At 71.3% G+C, this 25,042-nt stretch carries 16 protein-coding genes; 8 read left to right on the top strand and 8 right to left on the bottom strand.

Going from position 1 to position 25,042, the window contains the following annotated elements:
* Position 1: 1 nt before the first annotated feature.
* From WME79_RS35245 to WME79_RS35235, 3 genes are all read right to left on the bottom strand, one after another.
* On the bottom strand, positions 2-1,603 hold the full coding sequence (locus WME79_RS35245; protein ID WP_437523955.1) for a serine/threonine-protein kinase: 1,602 nt from the start codon (positions 1,601-1,603) through the stop codon (positions 2-4).
* A 142-nt stretch (positions 1,604-1,745) separates the two neighbouring features.
* A complete protein-coding gene (locus tag WME79_RS35240; RefSeq protein WP_437523952.1) occupies positions 1,746-2,438 on the bottom strand; it encodes a VTT domain-containing protein in 693 nt (230 codons plus the stop codon).
* A gap of 205 nt (positions 2,439-2,643) precedes the next feature.
* Positions 2,644-4,170, bottom strand: coding sequence for a deoxyribodipyrimidine photolyase (locus WME79_RS35235; protein WP_437523949.1), 1,527 nt, complete (start codon positions 4,168-4,170; stop codon positions 2,644-2,646).
* Positions 4,171-4,288: 118 nt separating this feature from the next.
* On the opposite strand from WME79_RS35235, the gene WME79_RS35230 reads away from it, so the two are divergent.
* Positions 4,289-6,427, top strand: coding sequence for a S9 family peptidase (locus WME79_RS35230; protein ID WP_437523946.1), 2,139 nt, complete (start codon positions 4,289-4,291; stop codon positions 6,425-6,427).
* Between the two features lie 133 nt (positions 6,428-6,560).
* On the opposite strand, the gene WME79_RS35225 is transcribed toward WME79_RS35230, so the two are convergent.
* Both WME79_RS35225 and WME79_RS35220 read right to left on the bottom strand, forming a co-directional pair.
* Positions 6,561-7,028: a response regulator gene (locus tag WME79_RS35225; RefSeq protein WP_437523944.1), complete on the bottom strand. Its 468-nt coding sequence runs from the start codon at positions 7,026-7,028 to the stop codon at positions 6,561-6,563.
* A 169-nt stretch (positions 7,029-7,197) separates the two neighbouring features.
* Complete coding sequence (locus WME79_RS35220; RefSeq protein ID WP_437523941.1) at positions 7,198-7,992, bottom strand: TerC family protein; 795 nt, start codon at positions 7,990-7,992, stop codon at positions 7,198-7,200.
* A 438-nt stretch (positions 7,993-8,430) separates the two neighbouring features.
* Here WME79_RS35220 and WME79_RS35215 point away from each other — a divergent pair, with 438 nt between their 5' ends.
* Together WME79_RS35215 and WME79_RS35210 are read left to right on the top strand one after the other, a co-directional pair.
* The gene (locus WME79_RS35215; RefSeq protein WP_437523938.1) at positions 8,431-10,572 is read left to right on the top strand and encodes a hypothetical protein; all 2,142 of its coding nucleotides are present in this window, start codon (positions 8,431-8,433) and stop codon (positions 10,570-10,572) included.
* 64 nt (positions 10,573-10,636) lie between these two features.
* Positions 10,637-11,020: an STAS/SEC14 domain-containing protein gene (locus WME79_RS35210; protein WP_437523935.1), complete on the top strand. Its 384-nt coding sequence runs from the start codon at positions 10,637-10,639 to the stop codon at positions 11,018-11,020.
* 45 nt (positions 11,021-11,065) lie between these two features.
* Here WME79_RS35210 and WME79_RS35205 read toward each other — a convergent pair whose 3' ends face one another.
* Both WME79_RS35205 and WME79_RS35200 read right to left on the bottom strand, forming a co-directional pair.
* Positions 11,066-13,408, bottom strand: coding sequence for an Rv1355c family protein (locus tag WME79_RS35205; RefSeq protein WP_437523932.1), 2,343 nt, complete (start codon positions 13,406-13,408; stop codon positions 11,066-11,068).
* Between the two features lie 84 nt (positions 13,409-13,492).
* On the bottom strand, positions 13,493-13,921 hold the full coding sequence (locus tag WME79_RS35200) for a hypothetical protein (RefSeq protein WP_437523929.1): 429 nt from the start codon (positions 13,919-13,921) through the stop codon (positions 13,493-13,495).
* 640 nt (positions 13,922-14,561) lie between these two features.
* On the opposite strand from WME79_RS35200, the gene WME79_RS35195 reads away from it, so the two are divergent.
* From WME79_RS35195 to preA, 5 genes are all read left to right on the top strand, one after another.
* Entirely contained in the window at positions 14,562-16,010 is a 1,449-nt protein-coding gene (locus WME79_RS35195; protein ID WP_437523927.1) for a CoA-acylating methylmalonate-semialdehyde dehydrogenase, read from the top strand.
* On the top strand, positions 16,010-16,882 hold the full coding sequence (locus WME79_RS35190) for a nitrilase-related carbon-nitrogen hydrolase (protein ID WP_012239016.1): 873 nt from the start codon (positions 16,010-16,012) through the stop codon (positions 16,880-16,882). Before WME79_RS35195 ends, WME79_RS35190 begins: the two co-directional genes overlap by 1 nt.
* Before the next feature lie 201 nt (positions 16,883-17,083).
* Positions 17,084-18,487: a dihydropyrimidinase gene (gene hydA, locus WME79_RS35185; RefSeq protein WP_437523924.1), complete on the top strand. Its 1,404-nt coding sequence runs from the start codon at positions 17,084-17,086 to the stop codon at positions 18,485-18,487.
* Positions 18,488-18,528: 41 nt separating this feature from the next.
* Positions 18,529-19,938 (top strand): FAD-dependent oxidoreductase, encoded by a 1,410-nt coding sequence (locus WME79_RS35180; RefSeq protein ID WP_437523921.1) that lies wholly within the window; start codon positions 18,529-18,531, stop codon positions 19,936-19,938.
* Positions 19,939-19,941: 3 nt separating this feature from the next.
* A complete protein-coding gene (gene preA / locus WME79_RS35175; protein WP_437523918.1) occupies positions 19,942-21,330 on the top strand; it encodes an NAD-dependent dihydropyrimidine dehydrogenase subunit PreA in 1,389 nt (462 codons plus the stop codon).
* Positions 21,331-21,397: 67 nt separating this feature from the next.
* On the opposite strand, the gene WME79_RS35170 is transcribed toward preA, so the two are convergent.
* Positions 21,398-25,018 carry a DNRLRE domain-containing protein gene (locus tag WME79_RS35170; protein WP_437523915.1) on the bottom strand — a complete coding sequence of 1,207 codons (3,621 nt, stop codon included), beginning with the start codon at positions 25,016-25,018 and terminating at the stop codon, positions 21,398-21,400.
* Positions 25,019-25,042 lie beyond the last annotated feature (24 nt).

Here is a 25,042-nt window from a genome sequence, read left to right as displayed (position 1 = left end):
CTCAGTCCCATTTGTTCCAAGGATCCTCGGGCTTGTTCTGCGTCCTGACCTGTGGAGACGACGGCGGTCTGGCCGTGCTCACGGCGTTCGCGCTCACCTTCACCGGCGGTGTCGACGCTGTCGAAGGTGCCGCTGCCTTCACGCTGGCGCCCGGGGAGGCGCTCGCGACCGGCGCTGCGCTGGCCGCGAGCGCAGCGCTCGGGGCCTCGATCGCGGCCACGGGGGCCGCCGTCACCGCGCCGGCCGCGCCGGGGACGCTGGCCGCGCCGGGGGCGCCGGCCGCGCCGGAGGACGCAGGCCCGAGCTCGGGCGCAGCGCTCGATGAGGCCACGGGCGAGTCGCTGTCTGGGGACCCGCTCGGCGTCAGCCGCCACGCAAGGAAGATCCCGGTCAGGACGAGCGCGCCGGCGGCGCCTGCCAGCAGCGCCACGCGGCTGCGCGGCGCCCGGGACCGCGTCGTGTTGCCCCAGGAAGCGTGCGGCAGCGTCGCGTGCGCCGTGCCCGCCGCCTCGCTCCCGGGCGACGACCGCATGTCCGGGCGATCCGGCATGGGCGCCGTCGCTGCATCGGCCGCTCCGGGCGCTCCACTCCACGCAGGCGAGGACATGCCGAGCGCGCCGGGCGCCGCGGGGGGAGCGCCCACCGGCGGGTATCCGGCGCGGGAAGCGCGCTCCGGCAGGATCCGATCGATGCTCTCGAACGAGAGCCGCCCGCGCTGCGTCCCGAAAGGCGCGAGCACGCGGCCGATCTCGGCGACGCTCTGGACGCGGGCGCCCGGGTCCTTCGCGAGGCACCGGCCCACGAGCTCCCCGACGGCGGGCGGCAGGTCCGGCCGCAGGGCCAGGACGGAGGTGGGCGCGTCCATGATGATGGCCGCCGTGACCGCGGTGATGCTGTCGCCCTCGAACGGGTGCCGCCCGGTGAGCATGCGATACAGGATCACGCCGAGAGCCCAGATGTCCGTGCGCACATCTGCGTATTTCAGGCTGCGAATCTGCTCCGGCGACATGTAATGGATGGAGCCCATGATGAGGCCCGTCGCGGTCAGGCTCGCCTCTTTGACAGAGTCGCCTGTGGCGGTGAACTTCGACAGGCCGAAGTCGAGGACCTTGAGGAGGGGAGTCCCGTCAGGGCGGCGGGTGAGGAAGAGGTTCTTCGGCTTGAGATCGCGGTGGATGATGCCGCGCGCGTGGGCCTCGGCGATCGCCTCGCAGGCCTGGAGCACGTAGTCGGCGGCGTCGGCGAGCGGGAGGGGGCCGCGGGTCTGGAGCACCTCGCCGAGATCGTCGCCGGTCAAATACTCCAGCACCATGTAGGCGGCGCCGGTGCCCAGCGTGCCCATATCGAGGACACGCGCGATGTGCTGTCCGTCGAGGGCCGCGGCGGCGCGGGCCTCGCGGAGGAATCGAGCGCCGGCGTCGGGGAGCGCGGCGGCCTCGGGGAGGAGGAGCTTGACGGCGACGCGGCGCTCCAGGACGACATCCCAGGCCGCGAAGACCACGCCCATGCCCCCTGCGCCGAGGACGCGCTCGATACGGTACTTGCCCGCGAGGACGTCCCCGGGAACGGGGACGCCGGAGGGGACGGCGGGCTGCTGCGCCATGGTGGGAGCTGAGCGTAGCGGGGAGGTGGTGCGGAGTACAAGAGGCGGGCGGCTTCGCGGCCTCTTGTGAGCGCCCAACCCGGGAGGGCTTGCGCAATAACGTACTCGACGCGATCCGCTCGCGACGTCCGCCGGAAAGCGGCTACGGCTCGGCCTCGATCCGCGCGGCGTCCTTCTTTTGCTGGAGCCTGTGCTTGATCGCCCCGAAGAGGACCGGCGCCACGGAGACGAAGATGATCAGGTAGACGACCCGCTCGATCTGCTTGGCGTCGAAGACCTTGCCAAGGAAGTAGCCGAGGAAGGTCATCGAGAAGACCCAGAGCACGCCGCCCGCGATGTTGAACATCGCGAAGCGCCGGTACTGCATCTGCCCCACGCCCGCCACGACCGGCGCGAACGTCCGGGCGAACGGCATGAAGCGCGCGAGGATGATCGTCTTGCCGCCGTGCTTCTCGTAGAACTTCTGCGTCGCGATCAGGTGATCCTTGCGGAACAGGAGCGACTGCTCGCGCGTGAAGATCTTCGGGCCGGCGCGCCGCCCGATCGAGAAGCCCACCGCGTCGCCGATGATCGCCATCGCCATCAGCGTGACGTTCATCAGGAGCAGGTTCTGGAAGTTCGGTAAACCGAGCGGGTTGATGAGCCCCGCGTTGACCAGCACCCCGGCGGTGACGAGCAGCGAGTCCCCGGGAAGGAAGAACCCGATGAGCAACCCCGTCTCGGCAAAGATGATGATCATCAGGACGGGGTAGCCGCCCCACTGGAGCAGCGACTCGAGCTCCCTCAGCCTGCTGAAAAATTCACGGAGGAGATCCACGGCCGCTCGATAGCTCACCTCGGCGGCCGCGTCGAACCCCGCGTGCGCCCCGGCCGCCAGCGCGCCGCCCGCGGCCGGCGTGGGAGCCGCCGGCGGGAAGTTGCTCCGCGCTGCTCAACGCCCGCCGGGCTGCTCCCGCGGGTGAGCTCCCCGGCTTGCACCTCCCTGAGCCCCGAGGGCGAGCTCCCCCGCGTTCCGCCCGCGCCGTCGGTGGCCGCGCGCGCTACCGCGCATAGCGCGCCAGGTACTCCTTGAGGTGCAGCTTCCGGGCCGTGTTCTCGGACGACATGTAACGTATCGTGCCGAAGATCTCCCGCTCTGGACCCCAGGCCCGATCGTAGCGGCCGAGCACCCAGAAGATGCCCGAGGTCGAGTTCGGGTCGCGGCCGTCGAGCGCATACCGGTCGTTGAGCTCGACCATGATCTCGAGCGCCTCGCGCGGCGTCCGCGACCATTCCAGGATCTTCTTGCCCCACAGCATCCGCAGGTAATTGTGCATTCGCCCCTCGCGGAGGAGCTCGACCTGCGACGCGTTCCAGATCCGGTCGTAGGTCGCCCCCGCCGCGAGCGCCTCGATCGGGTAGACGCGCGGGCGCCTGTCGCGCGCGTGCTTCTCGAGCGTCGCGAGCGCCCAGTCCGGGAGAGACGCGTACTCGGTCGGATCGCGCTTCCATGAGGGGCGCGGGCCGTCTCCCTCGCTCGCCCCGAGCGCGAAGGCGTTGAACCCGAGCTCCCGCCAGGTGACGAGCTGCTCGAGGAACGCCTCGGCCGAGGCGCTCATCCCCCAGAACCCCTCGCGGCTGCCGCTCGGCCGCTTCACACCGTCCCCGGGGCGGCCGAGCCGCTCGACGCGGAAGCCCTCGCGCCGCGCGACGGCCGTGAAGACCTCGTGCGCCGCGAGGTGGCCGAAGTGCAGGTACGGCGACAGGCCGCTCGTCGCGCCGGCGTCGGGGTGATCGCGCTCTTCCAGGTAGCGCGGCAGCCGCTCCGAGACGAAGCGCGCGAGCGCCTTGCCAGCCGCCTCCGGGCCGCCCCGGCAGGGCGCCGGCGGGACGGTGTGATCGATGGGGAGCGCGGAGAGCGCCGCAGGGTCGCCCCCGAGGAGCGCCGGCGAGGCCGCGGGCCACCGGCGCGCGATCGCGCGGGGGAGGGGAGCCGCAGGCCGGAGCTTCGCCCGCTTCAGCGGATCGGCCGCCGGCTGTGCGCCGAGGTGCTCGCCGAGCACCCGCTGCCAGAAGATGCGGAACGAGCGCGCGGTCGTGAACACCCGATCGGCCGCGCGCATCGGCAAGAGGCCGTTCGAGTCCACCTGCTCGAGGCGGACCGGCACCTGCCGCGCCGCCGAGGCGACCATCCGCGGGAGAAAAAAGCAGGGGTAGTCGTCTGTCACCACCACGCACGCCCGCGCCGCGAGCGCGCCGAGCAGGCCCTTGCCGGCCCCCTCGGCGGGCTCGACGTAGGGGTGATGCGCGACGCCAGCCGCCGCGAGGCGGCGCGCGTTGTCGGCCATGCCGTCGATCACGAAGCGATGGATCCTGTCGCTCGCCCAGCGGTAGCCGCACCGGAGCGCCTCCAGCACGACGAGCGGTCGATCGAGCGCCATCGACCAGGCGATCGCGCGCTCCAGACCGAAGTTGTAGCGTGTGCGGCGACTCGCGATCATCCAGTAAAGGACGTAGTCGCCGTCCTCGCGGACAGGCATGGCGTTGCGGGTGCGGAGCCGGAGCTCGGGGACGCTGCTCGAGATCATCACTTCACCTCGACCTCCTCCACGGACGTAGACCGGCCTCCGGGATCTGGGTATGACCCTCGGCGTGCGGGCGCGGCGCATACGGAGTGCCGCCGGCGGCTCCGCGCTCAGGTGAACCATGAACCTGCCCCACACGCTCCGATCGCTGTTGCTGCTGCCCGTCCTCGCGCCGCTCGCCTGCGGCGGCGCTCCGGCGCCCGCTCCGGCGCCGCCCCGGCAGGATGCCGCGCCGGCCCCGGAAGCGCCCGCAGCCCCGGCGGCTGCAGCCCCGGCGGCCGCGGCCCCGGTCGCGCCGACGAAGGCCGGACCGCGCGCCGACGCGACGCTCCTGCCCCGGCGCATGCTCTTCGGCAACCCCGATCGTATGTCCCCCCAGATCAGCCCGGACGGAAAGCGGCTCGGGTTCCTCGCCCCCTCCGAGGGCGTGCTCAACGTGTGGGTCGGCCCGGCCCAGGCGCCGGCGTCGGCCAAGCCGGTCACGAAGGAGCAGAGCCGCGGGGTGCGCACCTTCCTGTTCCCCTACGCGAACGACTACGTCCTCTATCGCCAGGACAAGGCCGGCGACGAGAACTGGCACATCTACGCCGTCGAGCTCAAGACAGGGCAGATCAAGGACCTCACCCCCTTCGAGGGCATCGCCGCGATGTTCGAGGGGATGAGCCCCAAGATCCCGAACGAGATCCTGATCGGCATGAACGATCGGGACAAGAAGGTCCACGACCTCTACCGCGTCGACGTGCGCACCGGCGAGCGCAAGCTCGTGCGGCAGAACGACGGGTTCGTGGGGTTCGTCACCGACCATGACTTCAAGGCGCGGCTCGCGTCGCGGATGACGCGCGACGGAGGCCAGGAGTACCTCGACCTCACTGGCAAGGAGCCGAAGCCCTTCGTCGCGTTCGGGCCCGAGGACGCCGTGACGAGCGAGGCGATCGGCTTCGACGCGGCCGGCAAGACGCTCTATTTCCGGGACAGCCGCGGCCGCGACACCTCCGCGCTCGTCACCCTCGATCTGCGGAAGGCGAAGCCTGCAGTGCTCGCCGAGGACGCGAAGGCCGATGTCAGCGACGTGATCGTCCACCCGAAGACGGGCAAGGTCCAGGCGGCGGCCTCCGAGCGCGAGCGCAAGCGCTGGCAGGTGCTCGACAAGAGCATCCAGCCGGATCTCGACGCCCTCCGCGCGGTCGCCGACGGTGAGCTCGACGTGCTGAGCCGGTCGCTCGACGACAAGCGCTGGACCGTCGGATACACCGTATCGGACGGCCCTGTCCGATACTACCTCTACGACCGTGACTCGAAGAAGGCGACGTTCCTCTTCACGAACCGCGCCGCGCTCGAGTCGCAGCCGCTCGTGAAGATGCGGCCCGTGGTCATCAAGGCGCGCGACGGCCTCGAGCTCGTGAGCTACCTGTCGCTGCCGCGCGCCGCCGACCCCGACGGCGACGGCAAGCCGGAGAGGCCGCTCTCGATGGTGCTCCTCGTCCACGGCGGCCCCTGGGCGCGCAGCTCCTTCCGCCTCGATCCGATGCACCAGTGGCTCGCGAACCGCGGCTACGCCGTGCTGAGCGTCAACTTCCGTGGCTCGACGGGCTTCGGGAAGAGGTTCGTCAACGCGGGCGACCTCGAGTGGGCGGGCAAGATGCACAACGACCTGCTCGACGCCGTGGACTGGTCCGTCGCGCAGGGCATCGCCGACAGGGCCCGCGTGGCGATCATGGGCGGCAGCTACGGCGGCTACGCGACGCTCGTCGGCCTGACCTTCACGCCGGAGACCTTCGCCTGCGGCGTCGACATCGTCGGCCCGTCGAACCTCGTGACCCTGCTCCAGTCGATCCCGCCCTACTGGGCGCCGATGCTCGAGCTCTTCGCGAAGCGGGTCGGCGACCCCCGCACCGAGGACGGCCGCGATCTGCTGCGCACGCGCTCGCCGCTCTACCGCGCCGATCAGATCAAGCGACCCCTCCTCATCGGCCAGGGCGCCAACGACCCGCGCGTGAAGCAGGCCGAGAGCGATCAGATCGTCAAGGCGATGACGGGCAAGGGGATCCCGGTCACGTACGTGCTGTACCCCGACGAGGGCCACGGCTTCGCCCGCCCGGAGAACTCCATGTCGTTCAACGCGATCGCGGAGACGTTCCTCGCGCAGTGCCTCGACGGCTCCTACGAGCCGGTCGGCGGCGACTTCAAGAAATCGAGCGTCACCGTCCCCGTGGGCGCCGAGGTCGTCCACGGGCTCTCCGCGGCGCTCCCCCGGCCCTGAGCGCTCCGCTCCACCACGGCGCGCAGGCGCGCACGGCGGCCCCTGAGCGGGGCGCCGCGCGGGTCATACGTTGGTGCGCGCTGGTGGCGCGCCGTGGGCCCGCCGCGCCCCAGCCTGCGGGCGTCCGACGCCGCTACGGCCGCTGCGTCGACGCGGACCGCGTGCGCCGCCGCGCCTCTGGCTCGCTCATCGGGGGCGCGCTCGTGAGGTCGTCGAGCGTCTCCAGCAGCTGCTCCAGGTCGAACGGCTTGTTGATGATCCTCGTCGCGTCCGGGTGATTCGGATCGATGCAGAAGCCGGGATCGCTGAGCGCGGTCACGAGCACGACCGGCGCCGCTCTCCCCTCGGCCGCGAGCGTCTCGATGAGGCGCGGCCCGTCCAGGAACGGCATCACGCAGTCGATGACGATGGCGTCGGGCGGCGCCTGGGAGCGCAGCCGCTCCAGGGCTTCGAGGGGGTCGGTGTACCCTTCGACCTCATACCCTTCCGCCAGCAGCACCTCCGCCAGCGTCTCGACGATCGCGTCGTCGTCGTCGACGACGACGATGCGCCGCCGCCTTCCCCGTTCTGAGTCTCCTTGGTCGTCTCGCTCGTCGCTCACGCTCACCTCGGTGGAGAACCCCGGTGTCACTTCTGGGACCGGCTGCTCTCGCCGTCTACCCTCCGAGACCACCTCTGTGCGAATTGTTTACAGGCTCTCCCGGTGCTCGCTCCAAGAGCCCCGGCCTCCGCCGCCTCTCCGGCTCTTCCGCGGAGATCGCGGCCTGGCGTCAGCTCCCTGGCGGAGCCTGCTCGTGCGCCGGCGAGAGCTCTGGAGAGCTCCCCATCTTCGTGCGCAGCTGGACGGGCCGCTGGCGCGCCCGGAGGCGCATGTTGATGAGCTCGACGCCGAGCGAGAAGGCCATCGCGAAGTAGATATACCCCTTGCTGATGTGCTGGCCCATGCCGTCGGCCACCAGCACCACGCCGATGAGGAGCAGGAAGCTCAGCGCGAGGATCTTCATGCTCGGGTGGCGCTGGATGAACGCGCCGATGCTCCCGGCGAAGACGAGCATCACGCCCACCGCGATGAACATGGCCACCATCATGATCGAGATGTGCTGCGCCATGCCGACGGCGGTGATGACCGAGTCGAGCGAAAAGACGATGTCGAGCAGCACGATCTGCGTGATGACGGAGACGAACGACGCCTTCGCCTTCGGCTGCTCTTCCTTGGGATCGTCGACCTCGAGTTTATCGAACATCTCGTGGGTCGCCTTGCCAATCAAGAACACACCGCCAGCGAGCAGGATCAGATCACGCCCGCTGAAGTCCTGGCCGAGCAGGCTGAACAGGGTAGCCTTGAGTCCCATCACCCATGAGATCGCGAGCAGGAGGAGCAGCCGCATCCCGAGGGCGAGCAGGAGGCCGATGCGGCGGGCGAACGGCTGCTGCTCCGGCGGCAGCTTCGCCGTCATGATGGAGAGGAAGACGATGTTGTCGATCCCAAGCACGATCTCCAGCGCGCTGAGGGTCGCCAGCGTGATCCAGCCGTCGGCGTGCAGAAAGGCGCTCATGTCGGGCATCGGGGTGGCGCTTTGTAGCATGGACAGCCGTGACCGCCCGCCACGTCCGGACCATCGCTTCGCTCTCCGGTGGATCCAGGGCGATCTTGCTCCCGTGTTCAGGGCGCGGGGCGACGGCGATTACGACGGACGCGTGAACGCAACGCACGTCGACAGCGTCAACAGCGTCAACAACGTCGACGGCGGCGACCCTGCGCGGCGACACACGTCAGCGCCCGCGGAACGGGCGGCGCTTGACGCGGGATGTTGACATCCGGTACAGAGGATATGGAAGTACGCGCAAGTGGATCTGCCTCCTTCCCGGCTTCCAGGTGAGCTCCTGCGGGGTGTTGGCGAGCTCGCCGAACAGCGCCGTGTTTTCTCGCCATGTTGGCGAAGTAGCATCGTTGCCTGTTCCTCACCTGGAACGCGTGGTCTCACGACAGAGGGGGCGACCGCGTGACCGTGGTTCCGAAGGTCGGCTTCGGGCAGGACGCGCGCTGGACCGCCGGCGGCAGCGCTGACGGGGGGCCGCTGGATCGGGTGCACCTCGGGGGAGAGCCGGCGGTCGGGGTGCCGGAGGCGTGCTGGCTGGACGGCGGCGCTGCCTGGCTGCGCATCGAGGGGCGCGACCTGAGCTACCCGATCGTCCTGCTCGGCGCGACGGGCGCCTGGATCGAGCCCGACTATCGGACCTCGTTCCCTTTCGGCAGCGTCGTCCGGGTGCGCCTCTACGCCGGCGACGTCGAGATCGGTCCGCTCTCCGCCGTGCTGGTGCTCCAGTCGATGGGCCTGCGAGGGCCGCTGATCGGGCTGTCGTTCCAGGACGGAACCCTCCCGCGCGCGGCGGGGCAGATCCGCGACGTGCTGCGCGCCCTCGTCGACGCGGGCACAGCCAAGGCGGCCGCGGCGAGCCTGTTCAGGCCCTCGGCCACGGACGCGGGGCAAGTGCGCGAGATCATCGACGACCCCAGGAGGGTGCGCAACATCCTCGGCTTCCTGCTGCGGAGGAAGGGCGTCGTCTGCCGCGCCTCGGAGAGCGCGCCGCCCCTGTGCGTGATGCTCAGCGAGGTGGGGGCCGGGACGGTCACGTGGTTCGGCATCAAGGGCTGGAGCGAGGACGCCGCGGTGGAGATCGCCGGGCAGAACTCCGTCTTTCGCTTCAACGTCCGCGCGGACGAGGTGCGCCCGGGCGAGCTCGTCTCCGCGCTGCCGGCGCGCGTGGAGCGCCTCCGCAAGAGCCTGCAGCAGCGGGGCGTCGAGGCCGATCTCACCGCGCGCTTCCTGCACCCCCAGTGGCTTCACATCCCGCCGATCGAGGCCGAGGTGGTCGACGTGTCCTTCTCGGGCCTGCGGATGGCGCTGACGAGGGGGCACCCGCCGCTGCTCCCCAGGCACAAGCTCTCGCTGGAGCTCCCCGACGGCGACGACGGCGTCGTCCACCTGCGGGGCGAGGTGCGGTCGGTGTCGGTGGTGGAGGGCGCGGACACCCAGCTCTGCAGCGTGCACGTGACCGCCGCGCGGCGCGAGGACGAGCGGCGCTGGCTCAGGCTCGTGTCCCGCATCCTGCACGCGACGACCTACGGAGGGACCGCGTGGCAGGCGGAGCTCTGGGATCTCTTCGACTCGTCCGGCTATTTCAACCTCTCCGGGCGGCGGCCGGAGCACTTCGAGGCCATCAAGCCGAGCTTCCTGACCATGGCGCAGAAGGCCGCGGCGGTGCCGCACCTCCTGTACAACGTGGCGTGTCTGTCCGAGCACGGGATCGAGGGCAATTTCTCGATCATGAAGCCATACCACAGCACGTGGATGATTCATCAGCTCGCGAAGCGGCCAAAGTCCGCGTCGAACCTGAGCTCCCGGCAGGTGCTCCGCGACATGTTCACTCGCTGCTTCGAGCACGCGATGGCCGACCCGGAGTGCCGCTGGATCATCGCCTACGCGGAGGCGCACGTCGCGTGGAACGAGCGATCGCTGTTCGAGTTCGCCCGCGCGCGCCAGGAGACGGGCCACGTGCTGTCGCTGCCTTTCCGCCTGATGGGGGTGGACGCGCGCGCCGCGCCGCGCGCTCCCTACGTGGGCGGCGGGCCGATCGAGATCGGCGAGCCGACCCCTGGGGAGCAGGCGGCGCTGCTCGGCCTCCTGTGCGCGACGTCGCCGCGCATGTACGCGGAGTCGCTCGATCTCGTGCCCGGCAGGCTCGGGATGGGGCCCTGCGTCGAGCGCTGGCGCAGCGCGGGCCTGGAGCGGGAGCGCTTGCTCCTCGTGGCACGCCAGCACGGCGAGCCGCTGGCGGTCGCGGTCCTCGAGCTCGGCGAGCTTGGCACGAACCTCTTCCGCCTCCTCGACTCGGTCCGCATCTTCCCGATGCGTTCCGGCGGAGACGCCGCGCTCGGCCCGCTGCTCGACGCGGCGTGCGGCTGGTTCCGCAGCCACGACAGGAAGTCGTTCATCTACTTCGGTGAGCGCGGCAAGCTGACGTACGACGGTCCCGCCGGCTTGCACGACCTCGGCGAAGGACGGCTGTGGATCGTCGCCAGGGAGCTCGTCCCGGAGTTCGTGGAGCATATCTACCGGCTCACCGAGCCGAAGCTGCGATAACGGCCTGGATCAGCGGCGGCGCGACGCTATGGTCTCTCGGTCTCGGTTCTTCAGGTGAGGCGGCATGTACCAGCTCAAGATCGACCTCATCAACGCTCTCATCGAGGTCACGTTGCAAGGCGTCGTGCGCACGGAGGAGGCGCAAGCGTACGCCGCGGAGTACAAGAAGGCCCTCGGCTCGCTCTACGGCCGGAGGATTCGCGTCCTCGTGGACTTCCGTGGCTTTTCCATCGCCTCCGAGGAGGCGACGGAGCTCCTCCGCGACATCGCGGCGACCTCGACCGCGATGGGGGTGATCAGGGCCGCTGAGCTCGTGCAAAGCGATCTCGCGGCGCTGCAGGCGAGCCGGATCGCCCGTGAGGCGGGGACGGCGCAGTTCGTGCGGGTCTTCAAGGACGAGGGAGCCGCGCGCGGCTGGCTCTTTGGCGATCGCCCGACGCCGCCGTGAGGGCCGGCTGCGCGCGGGCCGCTGGGGGCCGCCCGCGCCGCCGGGTCAGCGCACGATGAGCACGTCGTCGAGGGGGCGGCGGAGGGAGCGCGCCGACACGGGGCCCGCGAGCGACAGGCGGAAGAGCAGGACCTCCGCCGTCGCGTCGGTGACGTCGAACAGCCGGAGATAGCGCTCCCGGAGCCCGGTGGCGGCCTCCGCGGTCTCCGCGTCGAGCCCCTCGCCGCGGCCCCGGATCAGCCGGGCGAACAGGTAAGGCAATGTCGTCATCGGGTAGACCGCGATGCCCAGCTGCGTCGCCGTGAGCCACGCGCGCTCGACCGCCCTGCCGCCCTGGAAATAGTCGGTGAGCCTGGCGCGCGGCAGGGTGATCAGCCCGACGGCCGTCGCGCAGCGGATCGCCTTCTGCGCCATCTTCTCCAGCCCCCGGCCGCCGCCCCAGCGCCGCACGAGCTCCAGGGCGCGGTAATCCCGGCAGATCTTGAAGCCCGCGAGATCGGTCGGCGAGAGCTCGAGCGTGCCGACGAACAGCCCGTCCCGGCGCGCCTCGGCCTCCGCCTCGGTCCAGCGGACCTCCCTCATCATGTCGGCGTGGGTCTGCCTCGCGAGCATCCGGAGCCGATCGCCGGCGCCGATGAGGCCGCCGATCTCGTCGAGCTCCGCCGGCGCATCGAGCAGCTCGAGGCGCGCCCCGGGGATGGACTCGACAGCGGCGCGGAGGGCGGCGCGGTGCTCCTCCGCGAGCGGCGCCCGCTGGCCAGGGCGCCGGTTCGTGTGCCGGAGCCCGATGGCGTCCGCGAGGCCATCCAGGGCGTGCTCCTCGGCGCCGGGGGGCGGCGCGCCGAAGAAGGCGAACGTCGCGGCCAGGTCCTCGTCGCCCTCGCGCGGGAACGGTGAGACGCGCACGCTGAGCCCCTCGCGGTGCGCGGCGAGGACGACGTTCTCGGCGGCCGCGCCGAGCGCGACCACGCCGCCCGCGCCCTGGAAGTCGGCGAGCGACTCGGAGCGGGCGCGGTCGTGGAACAGCCCGAGGCGACGGCCCTCGTGGACCCAGAGCCAGGGCTGGCAGTTGCCGCCCGAGGGCGCCGCGACGCCCGCCGCGACGAGCCGCCGCAGCCGCTCCGGGTCGAGCTCGACGGCGCCGGCCTCGGCGGCCGGGAGCGGGCCCGCCGCCGCGGTGAGGGCAGGGCCCGGCGCGCGCGGCGCGTCCGCGGCGGCGGGCTCCCCCTCGGGGCCGCTGATGAGCTCCTCCAGGTCGACATAATACCGGCCTGACCGCACCGGCTCCCCGAGGGCGATCCGGCGCGCCGTGTCCGCCGCCGCCGCGCCCCCGTGGACGACCGCGGACCCGAGCTGAGGCCATGTGCTCACCGACTGCTGCACCTCGATGAGCGACGCGCGGAGCCGGAGCGAGATCGCGTCTTGCCCGATGATCTGCATGACATAAGGCACCTTGTCCTCGGTCGACAGGCCGCGGAGGCGCTCGGGCGTGAGATCGCCGACGAGCCCATGAAGGATCGGCCGATCGCCCTCCAGATCGAAGCGCTCGACGTCGATGAGCCCACGGTCGCTCGTCTCCATCACGACCGGTATGCGGTGGGCGCGCGCGTTCGCGCGGAGCAGGAGCTTGATATCGAGGCTGTCGCACTCGTCCACGAGGACATCGAGCTTGCCCCCGTCGAGCAGGAAGCGATCGATATTGTCCGCCGTGACCCCCTCGGGGAAGCACTTCACGTCGAGGAACGGATCGAGCTCGGCGATCTCGCGCGCCGTGGCGACGACCTTCGGCAGATCGAGGTTGTGCGCGCCGGTCCGGATCCGGTTCAGGTTCGAGAGATCCAGGTGATCGAAGTCCGCGAGGCGCAGCTCGCCAGCGCCCCGCTCGAGCGCGATGGTCATCGCCACGGACTGCCCCACGGAGAGGCCGACGACGCCGATGCGCCGGCGGGCGAGCGCCGCCTGCTCCTCGCCGCTGATCTTGTGCTTGTTCCGGTCGGTCCGCAGCTCGACGAACTCCGCCTCATCGAGCAGGTGCACGAGGCGGTGCGACCACGGATAGTAGACCCAGACTCCATAGGCCTCGATGGGGGCGCCGTTCAGGCGCTCTCCCACGAGCCGCGCGATGTCCCGCTCACCGAGGCGCTCCCGGGGGTGGCGGGTCTTCACGAGATCGGCGAGCTGCCGGTCGATCGTGTCGAAGATCTCGATCCGGGCGTCGTCGTGGAGCAGGCGGCCGAGCTCCTCCGCGTCGTCCTCGCGCGCCGGGCGGAAGAAGCGGGGACGCCACGCGCCGTTCGGGGCCTCTCGCGCCTCTCGCGCCTCTCGCGCCTCTCGCGCCTCTCGCGCCTCTCGCGAGGAGATGAGCTGCTGCCAGCGGGTCGTGTTCATCGCGGTGGTCCGGTCCCCCTCCTGCCACCCTCCTACCACCCCCGCGCCCCAGGCGTCGCCACGATCTCCCCGGCGGCCCCCGGGTCAGCGCGGCGCGCGGGACGGCCGGCCCTCGATCTCGAGTCTCATCTTCGTGACCTTGTGTTGCACCAGGGCGGCCTCAGGCCCGGTGATCTCCAGATAGCGCAGCGCGGCCACGACGTCGCTGCCCCGGAACGCCTTGACCCGCGGGTTGAACCAGCTGAGCGCAGTCCCGATCTGCCGGACGAGGAGCGCGTCCGTGCAGATCGCCACGGTGAGCGCGGTCTTGCTCACGTAGTCGTTGATGGACGCCCGCTGCTTCGCGTTGGGTCCCCCCCCGGCGGTCACCACGAGAGTCTTCGTGCAGGCGGGCGGGAGACTGCCCGCCGCCTGCATATACGATTCCCATTCCTCGTCGGTCGGCGGTTCCCTGCCGTGGACGGCGATGAGCACGTGCTCCGTCGTGTCGAACAGCATGCTGGGTTTCGTCATCGTCTCACCGAGCGCGCACCGATCTTACGTCTGCGCACCGCCGAGCCGCCAGCGCGCACAGCCATCCCCTGGGATAGTCGTGCGCCTGGCCACCGGGCAAGGATCCGCGAGGTCCATGGGGTGCACCTAGGACGGTTCGATCGACGGAGCAACGACCACGAGCGACTTTCGATGCGGTGCTCCGGTGGACGGGCCGCGCCGCGCGTCGACGCGGCGCGCGCGACTCGCTCGCCGCGCGCGCCGCGCCGCGCGTGGCGGCGAGGGTGCCGCGCCGGGCCGGCTCGACGTGGGGCATCGCGGCGGATGGAGTCGCTCGAGCGGCATGGTCCTCTCGTTCGCGTCGTTCGCGCGGCGCACCCAGGGCATACCCGAGTTATTTCCAAAGTATTTCATGACGTGCTGCTGGGCAGTTGCACGGTGGGCCGCCAGCTGCTCTGTGGTCTATGCTACGGGATGTGCGCTGGGGATCTTCCGCAGGCGGGTGCGGTGCGCGCCGCGTCGCACCGAGGCTTGACGGATGGCCCCCACCGCATGTAGCGCTCGATCGGTGGGCTGTGATGCCCAGCAGCCAGGGGCGGCGCCCGGCCTGTTGGTCGGGGCTGCCGAGTGACGACCTCGCCGGGGGGAAGGGTTTTTCACGATGCGTGTGCTGGAAAACTTCGTCGGCGGAGCCTGGTCTCGAGCTTCGGGGACGACGCGCCTCGAGGTGAAGAACCCGGCGACCGGGGAATCTCTTGCGGAGGTGCCCCTCTCGACGGCGGCCGACGTCGACGCGGCGGTGAAGGCCGCGCAGGCGGCGTTCCCCGGCTGGAGCGCGACGCCGCCGGTGCAGCGGGCGCGCTACCTCTTCAAGCTGCGCGAGGTCTTCGACGCCCATCGCGATGAGATCGCGGCGATCTGCACCTCCGAGCACGGCAAGACGCTGGCCGAGGCCCGGAACGATTTCGGTCGCGGCATCGAGAACGTCGAGCATGCGGCCGGCATCCCGGCCCTCCTGATGGGGCAGGGCCTCGAGGACGTGGCGTCCCGGATCGACTGCCACACGATCCGCCAGCCGCTCGGCGTCTTCGCGGCGATCTCGCCGTTCAATTTCCCCCCGATGGTGCCGCTCTGGTTCTTGCCGTACGCGATCGCGACGGGGAACACGTTCGTGCTCAAGCCGTCGGAGCAGGTCCCGCTCTCGCAGCAGCGCATCTTCGAGCTGATCGAGCAGGTCGGGCTGCCGCCCGGGGTGGTGAACCTGGTCCACGGCGGCCGCGACGTCGTGAACGCCTTCTGCGCGCACAGGGACATCGCGGGCGTCTCGTTCGTCGGCTCGTCGGCCGTCGCGCGCCACGTGTACAAGAGCGCCGCGGAGGCGGGGAAGCGGGTCCAGGCGCTCGGCGGGGCGAAGAACTTCCTCGTCGTGATGCCGGACGCCGAGCGGCAGATGACGGTCGCCAACGTGGCCGAGTCCATCTACGGCTGCTCGGGCCAGCGATGCCTGGCCGGCAGCGTCGTCGTGTGCGTCGGCGACACCTACGAGGCCGTGCGCGACGGGCTGGTCCGCCACGCGAAGGGGATCGTGCTGGGCGACGGCTCGAAGCCGGGCGTGACCATGGGCCCGGTGATCTCGGCGGCGCACCGGGACCGGGTGCTCTCGTACATCAACCAGGGCGTGGCGGAGGGGGCGACGCTCCTCCTCGACGGCCGGGACGCCAGGGTCGAGGGGTATCCGAACGGCAACTGGGTGGGGCCCACGGTCTTCGACGATGTGCGGCCAGGGATGGTGATCGCGACCGAGGAGATCTTCGGGCCGGTCGCGTGCCTGATGCGCGCGAACGATCTCGACGAGGCGATCGCGATCGCGAACCGGAGCGAGTACGGCAATGCGGCGTCGATCTACACGTCGAGCGGCCGCGCGGCGCGCGAGTTCCAGCACCGCGTCGGGGCCGGGATGGTCGGCGTGAACATCGGCGTCGCGGCCCCCATGGCCTTCTTCCCCTTCGGCGGCCAGAAGGGCAGCTTCTTCGGCGATCTGAAGGCGCACGGCCCGACGGCCATCGACTTCTACACGGAGCGCAAGATCGTCATCACGAGGTGGTTCTGATGGCACGGAATGTACTTGGCGGGCTGATCCAGTGCTCCACCCCGATCGGCGACGACGGCGCCTCCGTCATGGCCATCCGGGACGCGATGTTCGAGAAGCACCTGTCGTTCATCGACGAGGCGGGGAAGAGGGGTGTGCAGATCCTCTGTTTGCAGGAGGTCTTCAATACACCTTACTTCTGTCCTTCGCAGGACGCGAAATGGTGCGATGTGGCCGAGCCCGTCCCCGGCCCGACGGTCGAGCGGCTCGCGGCGTACGCCAAGAAGTACAAGATGGTGATGATCATCCCGATCTACGAGCGGGAGATGGCGGGCGTTTACTACAACACGGCCGCCGTGGTCGACGCCGACGGCACGTACCTCGGCAAGTACCGGAAGACGCACATCCCGCACACGAACGGGTTCTGGGAGAAGTTCTTCTTCAAGCCGGGGAACCTCGGCTATCCCACGTTCCAGACGCGGTATGCGCGGATCGGCGTCTACATCTGCTATGATCGCCACTTCCCGGAGGGGGCGCGGCTTCTCGGCCTGAACGGCGCCGAGATCGTGTGGAACCCCTCGGCGACGGTCGCCGGGCTCTCCCAGTACCTCTGGAAGCTCGAGCAGCCCGCGCACGCCGTGGCCAACGGCTACTTCATCGCCGCCTCGAACCGCGTCGGCACCGAGGCGCCGTGGAACATCGGTAAGTTCTACGGGACGAGCTACTTCTGCGACCCGCGGGGCAGCTTCCTCGCGACGGGGAGCGAGGACAAGGACGAGCTCGTCGTCGCCGAGATGAACCTCGACCTGATCGAGGAGGTGCGGAGGACGTGGCAGTTCTACCGCGATCGCCGGCCCGAGACGTACGGCGAGCTCACGGAACAGCTGCCCTGAGGGCCCGGGGCGGCGGGAGGACGGCGAGGTCAGGCAACGAGCGCAACGAGCGCGACGAGCGATGCGAAGTCCACCGCGAAGACACCAGCAGCGCCGGGGCGCTGGTCGCGGACGGCTCTCTCCCCCGGTGTTTCCCTCGCCATGGCGGCGCCGCCCCCCGGAGGGGACCCGCCGCCCGGCGCTCACCCGCGGAGGAGCAACATGGGCATCCTGATCAAGAACGGCGAGATCATCACAGCGAGCGACCGGTTCGTCGGCGACGTCTACTGCGAGGACGGGAAGATCGCCGCGGTCGGCGCGGGGCTGTCGAAGGAGCGGGCGGGGGACACCGTGATCGACGCCTCGGGGCAGCTCATCTTCCCCGGCGGGGTCGACGCCCACGTGCACATGGAGCTGCCGTTCATGGGGACGGAGAGCTCCGATGATTTCGAGACCGGCACGGCGGCGGGCGTCGCCGGGGGCACGACCTCGATCATCGATTTCGTGATCCCGGCCCGAGGGCAGGCGCTGCTCGACGGGCTCGCGATGTGGAACGAGAAGGCGAAGAAGGCGGTCTCCGACTACGCCTTCCACATGGCCGTCACCTGGTTCGGCGACGACACGCTCAAGGAGATGGCCGTCTGTACGCGCGAGCACGGCATCCCGTCGTTCAAGACCTTCATGGCCTACCGCGGGGCCATCGGCGTCGACGATCCGGAGCTCATCCAGGTGATGGAGGCCGCCAAGGGCCTCGGCGCGCTCGTGACCGTCCACGCCGAGCACGGCGACGCGGTCGTCGCGCTCCAGAAGAAGCTCCTGAAGGAGGGCAAGACCCACCCGCGGTACCACGCGCAGAGCCGCCCCGCGCCGATCGAGGGCGAGGCGACGGGGCGCGCGATCATGCTCGCCCGGATGATCGGCGAGCCGATCTACATCGTCCACCTCACCTGCAAGGAGGCGCTCGCCGCGGTCACCGAGGCGCGGAGCCGGGGCCAGGTGGTCATGGCCGAGACGTGCCCGCAGTACCTCCTGCTCGACGACTCGGTGTACGAGAAGCCCGGCTTCGAGGGGGCGGCCTACGTGATGAGCCCGCCGATCCGGCCGAAGGGCCACCAGGACGCGCTGTGGGCCGCGCTCTCGTCGGGGCTCATCCAGACCGTGGCGACCGACCACTGTCCCTTCAACCAGGTCGGCCAGAAGGACATGGGCAAGGACGATTTCTCGCGGATCCCGAACGGCGCCGCCGGCATCGAGAACCGCCTCGCCCTCCTCTGGACTTACGGGGTGCTCGACGGGCGGATCGACGTCCACCGCTTCGTCGATCTCTTCTCCACGCAGCCAGCGAAGATCTTCGGGCTGTACCCGCGCAAAGGCTCGATCGTGCCGGGCGGCGACGCGGATCTCGTGGTCTTCGACCCGAAGGGGACGAGCACGATCTCCGCGAAGACCCACCATCACCGGTGCGATCGGAGCATCTTCGAGGGCTTCGAGGTGAAGGGGAAGCCGACGCACGTCATCGTGAACGGCCGGGTCCAGTGCGCGGACGGCAAGCTCGACGTCGAGCGGGGCGCCGGGCGCTACCTCCCGCGCCGGCTCGGCCCGAGCCAGGGAGCCCAGACCTTCTAGTCACCACCCATCCACCCGAGAGGAGCCGCGCGAGCGCCAGCATGACCCGAGCCCCGATACGCCTCTCAGCCCTCCCGTCCGGTCGGATCGAAGAGCGATTCGAGGACAAGAGCCCGCGCTACAACGACGCCGAGGCGATCGCCGAGGCGAACCGGTGCCTTTATTGCGTCGACGCGCCCTGCGTCAAAGCGTGCCCGACGGCGATCGATATCCCCACCTTCATCCGGAAGATCGCGGCCGGCCAGGTGAAGGGCGCGGCCCGCACCATCCTCACGGCCAACCTGCTCGGCCAGTCGTGCGGGCAGGCCTGCCCCGTCGAGGTGCTCTGCGCGGGCGACTGCGTCTACAACGGGTGGGGGCGCGAGCCGATCGCGATCGGCCGCCTCCAGCGCTACGCGGTCGAGTCGGCCCTCGCGCGCGATCCGCGGATCTTCCGGGCGAAGCCGCCCACCGGCAAGAGCGTCGCGCTCGTGGGCGCGGGGCCCGCGTCGATCGCCGCGGCGGGCTACCTCGCCCTCGAGGGGCACCGCGCCGTGATCTTCGAGCGGAAGGCGATCCCCGGCGGCCTGAACACGCTCGGGATCGCGCCCTACAAGATGAAGGGGCACGAGGCGCTCCACGAGCTCGAGTGGGTCCTGTCGCTCGGGGACGTCGAGCTCCGCGCCGGCGTCTCGGTCGTCGCGCAGGCGGCCGGGCCGGGGGAGGTCTCCGCGCGCGACCTGCTCGCGGAGTACGACGCTGTCTTCCTGGGGCTCGGCCTGGGCGCCGACGCGCGCCTCGCCCTCCGCGGGGAGGACGGCGACGGCGTGGTGGGCGCGACCGCGTTCATCGAGCGGCTCAAGGCCGACCCGGGCCTCGACCTCGCGGGCGTGAGGCGCGCGGTCGTCATCGGCGGCGGCAACACGGCGCTCGACGTCGCCCACGAGCTGGCGCTGCTCGGGGTCGACGTGTCCGTTGTGTACCGCCGCTCCGAGGCCGAGATGTCGGGCTACGCGCACGAGCTCGAGGGCGCGCGGGTCGCCGGCGCGCGCCTCGTCGAGAACCGGGTGCCGGTCGAGGTGGTGCGCGAGGGCGGCAAGGTCGTCGCGCTGCGGATCGCGCCCGCCGACGCGCCCGCCGACACCGGCGCGCGGGGCTCTGCGCCCGGGCCGGTCGAAGAGGAGCTCCTGCCCGCCGACCTCGTCGCGGTCGCGATCGGGCAGAGCCGGGCGACGCAGGTGGCGCTCGCGTTCGAGGGCGTGGTGCTCGACGCGAGGGGGCGCGTGGTGGTCGACCCGGCGACCCACCGCACCGGCAACCCGAAGGTCTACAGCGGCGGCGACTGCGTGAACGGCGGCAAGGAGGTCGTCAACGCGGTCGCCGAGGCGAAGATCGCCGCGCGCGCGATGCACGAAGCGATGATGACGCGGGCGGGCGGCGCGGCGCCTGGGCCCTCACCGCAAGGGAGCTGAGCGATGGCCGACCTCTCTATCGACTTCGCCGGGATCAAGAGCCCCAACCCGTTCTGGCTCGCGTCGGCGCCGCCGACCAACACAGGGGATCAGGTCCGGCGCGCCTTCGACGCCGGCTGGGGCGGCGCCGTCTGGAAGACGCTGGGGAACCCCATCGTCAACGTGTCGAGCCGGTTCGGCGGCATCGACTACGGCAACACGCGGCTCATGGGGCTCAACAACGTCGAGCTCATCACCGATCGTCCGCTCGACGTGAACCTCAAGGAGATGCGCGAGATCAAGCGGCGTTACCCGGGCCACGCGCTCATCGCCTCGCTGATGGTCGAGACGAAGGACGAGTGGCGCGAGATCATCCGCAAGGCCGAGGACACGGGCGCGGACGGGCTCGAGCTCAACTTCGGCTGTCCGCACGGGATGTGCGAGCGCGGCATGGGCTCGGCCGTCGGCAACGAGCCGGCGGTCCTCCAGGAGATCGCGCGCTGGGCCGTCGAGTTCGCGACGACGCCGGTCATCGTGAAGCTCACGCCCAACGTCGGCGACATCCTGGAGCCGGGCGAGGCCGTGCTCCGCTCCGGGGCGCACGGCGTCTCGCTGATCAACACGGTCAAGTCGCTCATGGGCGTCGATCTGGAGCGGATGGTCCCGCTCCCGCGGGTCGGCGGGGCGTCGACGAACGGCGGGTATTGCGGGCCCGCGGTCAAGCCGATCGCGCTCCACCTGCTGAGCCAGCTGGCGCGCCACCCCGGCGTCGGCCGGCTGCCCATCTCTGGCATCGGCGGCATCTCGAACTCCCGCGACGCCGCCGAGTTCATCGCGCTCGGCGCGACGAGCGTCCAGGTCTGCACCGCGGTGATGCATTACGGCTACCGCATCGTCGAGGAGATGATCGAGGGGCTCAGCGACTGGCTCGACGATCACGGGATGCGCTCGGTGAACGAGCTGCGCGGCAGGGCGATCGCGCAGGTCCAGGAGTGGGGCGAGCTCGACCTCTCGTACCGCGTGGTCGCGGACATCAGCGCCGACAAGTGCATCGGGTGCCAGCTCTGTTACGTCGCCTGCATGGACGGGGCGCACCAGTGCATCCACCTGCCGGGGAGGACGGAGGCGGAGGCGCGCGCGGCGGGCCACACCCACCTCCCGAAGGTCATCCCGGATCGCGCGGTGACGGCGGATCCGAGCGGGGAGGCGGCGCCGTCGCGGGTCCCGTTCGTCGACGAAGAGGAGTGCATCGGCTGCAATCTGTGCGCGCTGGTGTGCCCGGTGCCGGGGTGCATCACGATGAGGGAGGCGCCTTCAGGCAAGCCCCCCGAGACGTGGAACGACCGTGTCCAGAAGGGGACGGACTTCGTGCCCGGCGGGCTGGAGTCGACTGCCCGCGCGCGGAGCTCGTGATTCCGGGCTCCTGGCCAGGCGGCCAGGAGCCCGCGACGACCGCGAGCGCGCCGGGGCGCTGCTCGGGCTACGGGGCGAGCTTCACGACGATCGCGTCCTCGTAGGCGTACGTGCCCACGCCGATCACGCTACCGGCGCTGTCCACGGCCAGATCGAAGATCTCGCCGCGGTCCGCGCTGCCGATCGGGTCGACGGACCACAGCAGGGCGCCCGACGGCGAGAGCTTCGCGATCGCGCCGCGTGGGTTGATGAACACGTTGCCGGCGCTGTCGACGGCGACGGCAGGGAGGTTCCAGTAGCTGGAGAGCAGGCCGAGGCCGCTCGTATCGACGCTCCACAGGGGCGCGCCGGAGGCGGTGAACTTGATCACGGTCGTTCCGAGGGCGACGACCAGTTCCCCGGAGGGGGTCGCTGCGACCTCGCCTTCGTTCGGCGTGCCGGAGACGACCTGGCTGAAGACGTGATTGCCGGCCGCATCGAACTTCGCGAGATACACGCCCCGAGCCGCGGGCGAGCTCGCCAGCGGTCCGCCGCCGAGGTCGAGGGCGCCGGAGAAGCTGCCGAGCACGATGACATTGCCCGCGCCGTCGACGGCGACGCTCTTGGGAGCACTCTCGTTCGGGTCCGCCGCGAAGGTCCTGATCCAGAGCGGCGCGCCGGCCGCGCCGAGCTTCGCGACCAGGAGGTCGCTGCCTGGCCCGCCGCCGAGGGGGCCGGTGCCGAGATCGACCGTGTCCCAGAGGACGCCGGCGACCGCGGCGCCCGCGCCGGCTCGGGCGACCTCGACCTGGGAGAGGCCGACGACCTCCGCGAGGAGATCGCCCGACGCGGTGAACCGCTGAAGGCCGGAGTCCGAGCCCGCGATCAGCTCGCCGGTGTCCGACGCGGCGACGCTCAGGAAGGTGCTGCCGCCGAGCGGGCGCTTGTCCCACACGTGGTTCCCCGCGGCGTCGAGCCTGGCGAGGTACTTGGTGTTGAACATCTCCATGAGCGTCGGGTCGCCCTGTCCGGCGAAGTCGATCGTGCCATAGGCGTAGCCGCCGAAGATCACGTTGTCCGCGCTGTCGACCGCGACGGCGCGCGCGCGCATCGACTCGTGCCAGCCGTTGACGAAGCGCTTGCTCCAGAGGACGCTGCCGGGGGCGCACGGCGCGCAGCTCGGGCCCCCGCAGTCGACGCCGGACTCGGCGCCGTTCTGGATCCCGTCCTCGCAGGTGTCGTGATAGCAGACCGTGAGCGCCGGCCGCTCCGTGGTGCTCGCGCTCTCGCTGCTCCGCAGCGAGCTCCGGGTCACCGCGGCCTCCTCGATCAGCACGCCGTGGTTGGCGAGCTCGCCGCTCACCCAGGCCTGCGCGAGCGCTGTCACGTCGACGTTCCGGAAGCCGGTTGTGCCGGAGGGACCGCCGGTGACGAAGGAGGCCTCGATCGCCGGATCGAAATGGCCGCCGCCGCCGAAGTTGCCCCACGTGACGCCCGACTCCGTCCACGCGGCGGTGGCCCTGTGGACGCGCACGGTGCTGCTCTCGATCTTGTACGTCTGGTACAGCGACAGCGTCGCCGAGGCGATCTCCGCGCTCGCCGGGATGCCGGCGAGGTTGACCCGGAGGAGGCTCCGCCGGACGCCGCCCGTGCCGGTGCCCGTCGAGAGCGTGGTGCTCGCGCCGTCGTTCCACGTGGGCGACACCTGCCAGAGCGTCGCGTCGGCCACGCCGCCGCTCAGGCCGCGCCGGAAGGTCACGCACCGCGGGTCGCACGCGTCGCCGTGCCCGTCGGCGTCGGCGTCCACCTGCGACGGGTTCGCGGCGGCGGGGCAGTTGTCGTCGCCGTCGACCACCCCGTCGCCGTCGCTGTCCTGCGCGAGCTCGAACGCGTACGCGGGAGAGCCCGCGATGACCGAGCTCCCCGACACGGCGACGGCCTTGCCGAAGGCGCCGTCGGTCGGGCCGTTGCCGGTGAGCTTGCCCTTCTCGATCTCGATCCACTCGCCGCCCGCCGGCGAGAACACGTACGCCGCGCCCGCGTCCGGCTGATCGAGGCGATCGGCCAGGATCGCGCCGGCGACCGCCATGCTGCCGGAGAGCGCCACGGCGCTCCCCAGGCCATCCCCCGTCCTGCCGTCGGTCGCGATCAGCCTGGAGTCCTGGCGCCAGCCGCTCGCCCCGCGGTCGAACACGTAGGCCAGGCCGCGCCCGAGCTCGTACCACGGCATCGGCGGGCTGAGGACGCCCGGCGCGCCCACGAGGATGCGCCCGCCCGAGATCGCGACCGAGCTGCCGAAGCGGTCGAACGCCTGCGGCGGGTCCGCAGCGAGCCGGTGCGCGCCGCCCCAGTCGCTCGCGTCGAACACGTAGGCGGCGCCCTCGCCATTGCCTTCCCACCACCACGAGTCCCCCGGCGAGCCCACGACCACCGTGCCGCCCTCGATCGCGACGGGCGGCGTGCTCCAGGCGTTGGCGCCGGCCGGGGCGACGAGCTCGACCTCCTCGCTCCATGCGCCGCCGCTGCGGGCGAACACGTAGACCGACGTCTCGGCGGAGAGGACGGCCCGGTCCCCGTTGACCGCGACCGCCCCGCCCGCGGGGTTCGAGGCGCCGCCGCTCGCGACGAGCTTGGCCTGCTCGGACCACGCGCCCCCGCTCCGCACGAACACGTAGGCGGCGCCCGCGCCCCCGGTCCCCCAGGGCGCCCCGACCACGGCCGTGTCCGCCGAGATCGCGACCGAGGCGCCGAAGCCTTCGCCTGCGGGCCCGTCGCCCGGGACGAGCCTGGCTTGTTGCGTCCAGGCGCCGCCGCTCTTCACGAACACGTACGCCGCGCTCCCGGGCGCCCCGACGATCGCGGTGTCGCCCGACATGGCGATCGCGTCGCCGTTCAGGTGGATCGGGGTCGAGCCATCGACCGCGATGAGCGCCGTCCGCTCCGAGGCGGCGAGCGGGTCCACCGTCACCGGGTACGCGGCCCCGGCGGTGTCCACGCGCAGCGACAGCGTGCGCTCGTCGACGCCGAGCTCCATCCACGCGGGCAGCGTCCGCCCCGCGGCGTCGGTGGCGTGGAGATCCGTGTACCGCATCGCCACCGCGCCGGACGCCTCGCGCAGCGCGACCCCGTCGCCGCCGGCGAGCGGCGTCGCGCGGAGATCGCCGCCCAGGGCGAGCTCGATCACGAGGTCCTGGTCCCCAGGGGCGACGCAGGGAGGCGCCCCGGGCACCGTGAAGCCCTGCTCCAGCCCGAGCGGCCCGTTGACGTACCACTCCACGAGCCCCTCGCCCGGCGACGCACCCTGCCGGCGGAGCTCCACGCGGTTCTTCGCGGCGCTCGGGGACACGCGCGCGACCTCGCGCAGATCGCCCGCGCATCCGTACCGGGCGGCGGCCATCGAGAAGCTCCACCGCGCATCGCCCTCCTCCGGCGCGATCCGCACGCCCGACGCGCTGAAATCGACCGCGAGCCGGTGCGCCGGGTTCGGCGCGCGCAGGCTCGCCTTGTTCCCGCCCGGGGACGCCTCGATCACCCGGTAGCTCTCGGGCGCCGACGCCTGCACGGCCGCGATGTACGCCGCCCGCAGGCGCGCGGGGGTCGCTGCCGTGTCGGGCGCCGCGGGCGCCGCCGCCGCGCCGTCCACCGGCGGCGCGGGGTCTCGAGGCGCCTCGGTGGAGGCGCAGCCCCCCACCATGGCGGCTGCGGCCATCACCTGTCCAATCCTCCCCATTCG

The organism is Sorangium sp. So ce726 (assembly GCF_051521405.1).
GTDB lineage: Bacteria > Myxococcota_A > Polyangia > Polyangiales > Polyangiaceae > Sorangium.
The sequence above is the reverse complement of the archived record's forward strand: the minus strand, read 5'-3'. Positions and strand labels throughout refer to the sequence as shown.

Bases quoted from the DNA above. Each gene is read 5' to 3' on its own strand.
- WME79_RS35245 (WP_437523955.1), bottom strand. From the start codon at position 1,603: ATGGCGCAGCAGCCCGCCGTCCCCTCCGGCGTCCCCGTTCCCGGGGAC.
- WME79_RS35235 (WP_437523949.1), bottom strand. From the start codon at position 4,170: ATGATCTCGAGCAGCGTCCCCGAGCTCCGGCTCCGCACCCGCAACGCC.
- WME79_RS35230 (WP_437523946.1), top strand. From the start codon at position 4,289: ATGAACCTGCCCCACACGCTCCGATCGCTGTTGCTGCTGCCCGTCCTC.
- WME79_RS35220 (WP_437523941.1), bottom strand. From the start codon at position 7,992: ATGCCCGACATGAGCGCCTTTCTGCACGCCGACGGCTGGATCACGCTG.
- WME79_RS35210 (WP_437523935.1), top strand. From the start codon at position 10,637: ATGTACCAGCTCAAGATCGACCTCATCAACGCTCTCATCGAGGTCACG.
- WME79_RS35205 (WP_437523932.1), bottom strand. From the start codon at position 13,408: ATGAACACGACCCGCTGGCAGCAGCTCATCTCCTCGCGAGAGGCGCGA.
- WME79_RS35200 (WP_437523929.1), bottom strand. From the start codon at position 13,921: ATGACGAAACCCAGCATGCTGTTCGACACGACGGAGCACGTGCTCATC.
- WME79_RS35195 (WP_437523927.1), top strand. From the start codon at position 14,562: ATGCGTGTGCTGGAAAACTTCGTCGGCGGAGCCTGGTCTCGAGCTTCG.
- WME79_RS35190 (WP_012239016.1), top strand. From the start codon at position 16,010: ATGGCACGGAATGTACTTGGCGGGCTGATCCAGTGCTCCACCCCGATC.
- hydA (WP_437523924.1), top strand. From the start codon at position 17,084: ATGGGCATCCTGATCAAGAACGGCGAGATCATCACAGCGAGCGACCGG.
- WME79_RS35180 (WP_437523921.1), top strand. From the start codon at position 18,529: ATGACCCGAGCCCCGATACGCCTCTCAGCCCTCCCGTCCGGTCGGATC.
- preA (WP_437523918.1), top strand. From the start codon at position 19,942: ATGGCCGACCTCTCTATCGACTTCGCCGGGATCAAGAGCCCCAACCCG.
- WME79_RS35170 (WP_437523915.1), bottom strand. From the start codon at position 25,018: ATGGCCGCAGCCGCCATGGTGGGGGGCTGCGCCTCCACCGAGGCGCCT.